This is a genomic window from Terriglobia bacterium (assembly GCA_020072815.1).
Classification (GTDB): Bacteria; Acidobacteriota; Terriglobia; order Terriglobales; family Acidobacteriaceae; genus Angelobacter.
In genome coordinates this window covers 144,078-150,092 of record JAIQGE010000010.1, presented here as the reverse complement: position 1 = coordinate 150,092, position 6,015 = coordinate 144,078, and the positions used below count along the sequence as shown (strand labels likewise).

3 protein-coding genes are annotated in these 6,015 nt (G+C 61.4%); 1 reads left to right on the top strand and 2 read right to left on the bottom strand.

The features are described from left to right. Both LAO20_14595 and LAO20_14590 read right to left on the bottom strand, forming a co-directional pair. A partial coding sequence (locus LAO20_14595; protein MBZ5532658.1) for an RNase adaptor protein RapZ occupies positions 1 to 174 on the bottom strand: 174 nt, incomplete at its 3' end. A gap of 11 nt (positions 175 to 185) precedes the next feature. Continuing rightward, positions 186 to 2,819 (bottom strand): hypothetical protein, encoded by a 2,634-nt coding sequence (locus tag LAO20_14590; protein MBZ5532657.1) that lies wholly within the window; start codon positions 2,817 to 2,819, stop codon positions 186 to 188. 726 nt (positions 2,820 to 3,545) lie between these two features. Between LAO20_14590 and LAO20_14585 the strand changes: the two genes are divergently transcribed. Further along, entirely contained in the window at positions 3,546 to 5,918 is a 2,373-nt protein-coding gene (locus LAO20_14585) for a hypothetical protein (protein MBZ5532656.1), read from the top strand. Positions 5,919 to 6,015 lie beyond the last annotated feature (97 nt).

Genomic DNA, 6,015 nt, shown 5'->3' with positions numbered 1-6,015 from the left:
CGCCATCTCCTCCGCCAGGACCACCGACCGGTGCCGCCCACCGGTGCACCCCACGGCGATGGTCAGATACGCCTTGCCCTCCTGCACGTACAGGGGAAGCGTGAACCGCAGGAAGTCCTGGATGCGCTCCACGAATCCCCGGGTCTGCGCGAACCCCAGGACGTAGTCGACCACCGGGGGCTGTCTTACTGCCGGATCTTGGTGAGCACGGAAGTCGCCGTCCCACCTTGCGAGGAAGTGACCTTGACGGACGCGTTACCGCATGGAGTAGCGTAGGCGCCGCCCAGATTGCAGGCCGGCCTCGGCGCTCCAGTTACATCAATGGTGTAGAGTCCACCGGGTGCGTAGGTGAAGACGTTTCCGACACCACCTGCTGCCGGGTCAGGGTTATACATCCAGAAGCCCGTCGCCGGGTTCAATGCACAGGGCGGAGCATTAGCTTCGCACCGGTACGGCTGCAGGAAGACGTTGATGGCCGGGTTGTCGGTAGCATCGGTGACGTTGATGATCAACCGCTGTTTGCCGGTCCGGTACTCCGCGTTCGTGATGGAGAGACTATCCGGGAGCGGGTTGACGGTGACCGAAGTGAACTCCGGCGCTGACGACGCACCGGCGGTGTTGGTCGCCACGATCGAGAAGTTCAGCGTGGCGGCTGGCGCTCCTATCGGGAGCGTATAGGTGAAGTTGAGAGTCGCGCCGCTCGGCGGGTTTTGCGTGAGCACGAGTCCGGGCGGATTTGGCGCCGGTCCTGCGGTCTGAGTCACCGCGAAGGTGAGCGGCAGCCCGGCAGGATCAGTTCCAGTGATGATCATCGTCACCGGCGTCCCTGAAAACACCGTCTGGGGCGGGACATGGTTGACGATGGGTATGTCCACCGCGACTGAGACACTGGTGACTCCGGAAGCAGACCCGGCGCTGTTGGTCACCGTGACAGTGAAGTGAAGCGTCGTGTTGGCTGCAACCACCGGCGTGGTGAAGGTCGCTGTGGCGGTATTAGGATTGGTGAGGACCACCTGGGGAACGTCCGTGGGAGCCTGCGTCCAGGCGAAACTCAACGGAAGCGTTCCGGCGGCAGTGGCGCTGAGCGTCACCAGCGTCCCCGTCCCGGAGATCACCGAGCTTGGGGTAGCGGTGGCAACCACATTGCTGGGCGCAACGACCAGCCCGACGCAATTCGATGTGTTCGGAGTTATGTTGCTGGGCCAGGGATTAAGGATCCCCACCAAAGTGCCTGCTCCTCCCGGTATCCCTGACGAGGTATACCCGCCACAGGCCAGGAAGGGGATGGAGTTGAAGTTATTTTCCACGATCGGCGCGCCCGGGACGTTCTCCGGGAAGATGTACAACATGATGGGGGCGTGGTATTGCCCGTAGAAAAGCCCGTTGGCGGTAGCTATGGCCCCGGGGTTGGCTGGATCTTGCGACTGCAGCCCTTCGATCACCGACCGCATCTCGCGCGTGGGCGGCAGGAAGGTGCCGGACTGGTTCATCACGCAATCTTTGTCCGGTTTGGCGGGAACTGATCCAAACGGCAAGCAAGGCGGACGGAAGCGCCAGCGGCCTTTGACTGCTCCGATGGGCGGGCCCGGATCAACGCCAATGGTTCCCCAGTCACGATCGCTGGTGACGCCGGCGGAGGTCAGATCAATGCCGTACAGGTGGATCTTCCTCTGGGCCGCTCCGCTCGGATCAACGTCGGTGGTCATGCCCTCGAACCGCGTGCGGATTACCGCTTCGCCGGCGCCGAGGACGGTCAATCCTCCAGTGCCGATGAGGGTGACTTCTGTCATCACGTAGGCCGGATTGCTGCTCGGGAATGTATAGATCGCCACGTTGTTGACGATGGTGTGGGCGGAAATATAGGTGTTAGCGGTTCCCGGGTACGGGCCCGTCGTCGGGTTTGCATTGTCCGTGACCAGAGTTCCCGCGAAGGTGATCCAGTCGCCAACCTCAAAGGGCGCCTGCTTGGTCGAGTCCGGGAACACCCCGGGAAACGCCGGGAAACCCGGGTTCGTCAGGTTGTTCGTGGTGAAGTTGGTTGAATAAACCGCGGGCGATGTTGGCGATGCCGCCACGGTTATAGGCCGGTTCCCCTCGGGACACAGGACATCGGTAGTAACCCCGCCCACCGGAGCAGTGCGCGGTAAGCACATGGGGTAGCCGGTTGCGCCCATGATCGTCGGGTTGTCCGGGTCCACGGTAAAGCGCACGTCGGGGCTCATGACCCGGCCATATCGGCCCACAGGATCGTTGAGTCGCACGCGGGTGCCCGGGTTCGTGCCGCTCAGAACGGGGTTCCCCAGTCCGTCCACCACAATTTGACCGCCTACACGCATCTCGCCGGTGGCGTAGTTAATGAAGTTGATGAACCCCGCGCCAGAGTTCAGGGCCTGCTGGGACATAAAGATCAGCCCGGCGATGTAGGTGTCACCTACCCGGTTGCCGATCACTTCGAACTCGTAAGTGGTGAGAGGGGCCGGAACGTCGGCCAGCGCCATGCCGGTGGCAACTCCGGTGTACGGCGCCGGCGCGTTGGCGAACAGTTCCTGCCAGGTAAGCGCGTTGGCGGGCAGGATAACGATGGTTTCCCTGGGCACGGTCACCGTGTGACCGTTGATCTTGAGCGTACCGCCGGAGTGGGCGTCGCCCGGACTGGTCACAGTTGCCTCTTGAAGGAAGCCGGTGATGTCAAACTGTGATGAAGCTGGAATTGGCAGCTGGCCAAACGCAGTGGCCGAAATGGCCAGTAGACTGAGTAGCAGCACGCCCACAAAACGGGGGACTGTGCTTTTTGTCCGGAAGATTCTTGTAAGACTCATGGTGTCTTCTCCTGGTAGACAGATTTCTTGTGGGGCCCTATTCCCCTGACAGCGGGGCTCAAGTGACAATGTCGAACGCTTTAGGCCCAGGGGAGCTTGAAGGATCTACCCGGAAGTCTGGGCGTCAGCATGTGACTCAGGTAACGGCTAAGAGTGTGTACCGCGGAGCAAATCACAACAATCAGGTGGGTTGGGCAATTCACATGCGGAGAAACCCTGAGCGCAGAGGAGAAACCCCTGAGCGCGGACGTGTGATAGACATCACACTTCTCGTGTTACGTAGCCCCTAAGCAACATCCAGGAAAGGCTTTGCGGCAGGGTGCGCGATAGCCGCCGCGCCATCACAGCAGAGAAGTGCGTTTTGTGCAGCCCGTGTCCAAAACCGGAGGCGCGAGTTTTTTGTCGAACTTGCTGCCGGAACCAAGCGCAAGAAATTCTGAGAGGCGGTACGGTTCAGCGAGTGCGAACATTCCCGAAACTGAAACCGTGAGTCGCCCCCGGGCTTAGCTTAATAAGGAAGGGCCGGCGAGAGCGGACGAACCAGCCACATGCGCCATCGCCATCGCTGGCGAAGTCCCCGCGTCCATCCGATCAGGGTTTTCCCTCCCCAAATTCCCCAACCCACCTGATGGTCGGATCACATGCTGTGGTCCATGCTTGCGAGTCATGCTCTCCGGTACCAGGCGTTTGCCCACGATGCGAGCATACAAACCAAGGAGCGACACCATGAATTTACGCATGAGAAAAGAAACCGTGGCCGCCATCGCCAGAGTGGCCTGTGTGACGCTGTTCGTATTGGTGGCGCTCGCCGCGCCGGCAGTTGCGCAAAGCGGAGCGCTGGCCACCGAGTCGGCCGGCTTTGATACCTTGGGCTTTATCCAGGCCGCCACCATTGACCACCCCGTTGGTACGGCCGGGGACCTGGTATCCGGCGGCACGATCAAGGTCAACGATCATGTCATCATCGTGCCGGCCAACAGCATTGTGCAGATGCCCGCGGCCACGCTGTCGTGGGGCCAGATGTTCGCGCAGGCCCCCGCCACCCTCAGCAACGCAGGCAGCTCCTCCGGCCTGGCCTTGGCCGACTGTCTGCCGCCGATTGGCACTGGCATCGGTTGCATGCCCGGCACCTGGGAGGCGCACGTTCAGGGCAATATTGTCGCCAGTCCTTCGGTCTGCTCTCTGCACACCGATCCCAGCACGGGTCTTCCTTTAGCTTCTCTTTGCTACATTGCGGGCCTGATCTTCCTCTCGCAGCAGGCCTTGAACTCCTCGTCAGGCTTCATCAGCGCGATTGACTACGCGAACGGAATGTTGATCGTGAACGGCAGGGCGGTGATGATCAATGATCCGCCCATCCCGGGCCTGACGAACCCGGCCGTCCCCGGCAGAAATGTGGGAAGGTACAGCATGGGGCAGAGCCCGGACATACGCTTCACGGTTGACCAGGCCAATCCCACGGTGCGCAGCGAGACAGGTTTCCCGATGTGCATTCCACGCGTTGCCCCGGGCACGGCGCCATCGCATCCAATTGTGCCTGGTTCGCTGGTCATGTCAACCGAAGATGACCGCTGCCCGCAGCGCAACCGTCCATTTGATACGTCAGGAAGTTACGCCATGACTTTCACCATGCCTGCGCCACGCGATAATCCGCAAACCACGGCGCCGAACGCCATAAGTGACGCATGGGAGCAGATGCCTTTCGAAGTCGGTGACTTCGTGACGTATGCGGGAGTACTGATGCCGCCATGCGCCGCCGGCACCGGCCCCGGCACCGGCTCGGCCTGTGTGTTGGACATGGCCGCCCCGCAGAGCAACTACATCATTGCCGCCTACCAGGTCATCGGCAATGTGGGCGTCTATACCTGGCCGGGAACCAATCCTGCTTACATCGCGATTGACGTTTTGCTGCAGGGCACGGGCGGCGTTCCCAACCCGAACATCCCGCAGGAAGTTACTTCCAAGGTCATCGTAGATGGATTCTCCACCGACCCCTCTCGCCCGGTTGACATTGTGGCGCTGGACCAGGACTGCAACGGCACACTGACGGACCGTCTCTCGGCGCCGTGGATTCTGGCCCAGCTCGTTGACCAGGGTCCGCCGATCGGCGCCAAGAAAGGGCGTTTCAGATTCCGTCCCGCGGGCGGTGCTTTCCTGCCGCCAGTAAGTCTGGTGCGAGCGCGCCTCTCTGGTTACGCCGGCTACCTCAGCCCGAGTACCACGGACCCCAACGGTGTTCCCCTGGTGACTCCCACGGTCGCTGCCAACGGTCTCGCTTACGGGCAATACAATGCGCCGGACTTTACTTTCGTATTCCCCGAAAACCTGGTGATCGGCGGTCCCATCGTGAGCTACAACTTCCAGGACTTTCTGTTCTTGGTGAACGGCACCGGTCCTTTAGGCGGCAACCCGGCCTACATGGTGGGGCAGCTCTCACCGTGGCCCGATCTCACCGCACCAGCGCCTACTTGCACGCCCGGCACGGCGCCGGCGTTGAACGCCAATTTCGTCGTGATTCCGGACGGCATCTCATCACCGGCCCCCGTGGGCAGCCCGGTCACAGTGAATGCCACGGCTTCCGTTGAATCCGGCGCGACGAACTTTATCTGGACGCTGAGCCCGGCAGCATCTCTGCAATGCCAGACCTTCAACTGCTCGGTGGCGACGTTCACGCCCTTCAGCCCAGGCAACATGAAGATCACACTGACGGCCACCCAGGTGTCGCCGAACGGAGTCGTCATTGGCACCGCGACCTCCAGTTTCACACTGAAAGTTACCAACGCCCACCAGGCGGACGTGGTCACCATCACCGCGGCGACATATCGCACCAGCAAGGCCCGGCTTGATGTGAACGCGACCACCAACGTCGTCCTGGCCAGCCCGACAAATTGCACTTTGACTAACGTGCTTCCGGGCTGCATGAAAGCCACGCTGGACATCATCAATCCTTCGACGGGCCAGCCGTATGCTGCGCTGATGACCAACGCGGGCGCTGGGACGTACACCGTTACCTTCACCGGTATTCCGTTGCCGAATTTGGTCACTGTGGTTTCTGGCAATGGCGGCTCGGCGACCAGTGGGATAACCAGCGTGAAGTAAGAAGAGGAGGCTGGCAGCCTTGAGTCACGCCCGCGAACGTAAGCAAGGTTGCCAGCCTAGGAAACTCGGTTTTCACAAAACAGTCCGCCGACGGACG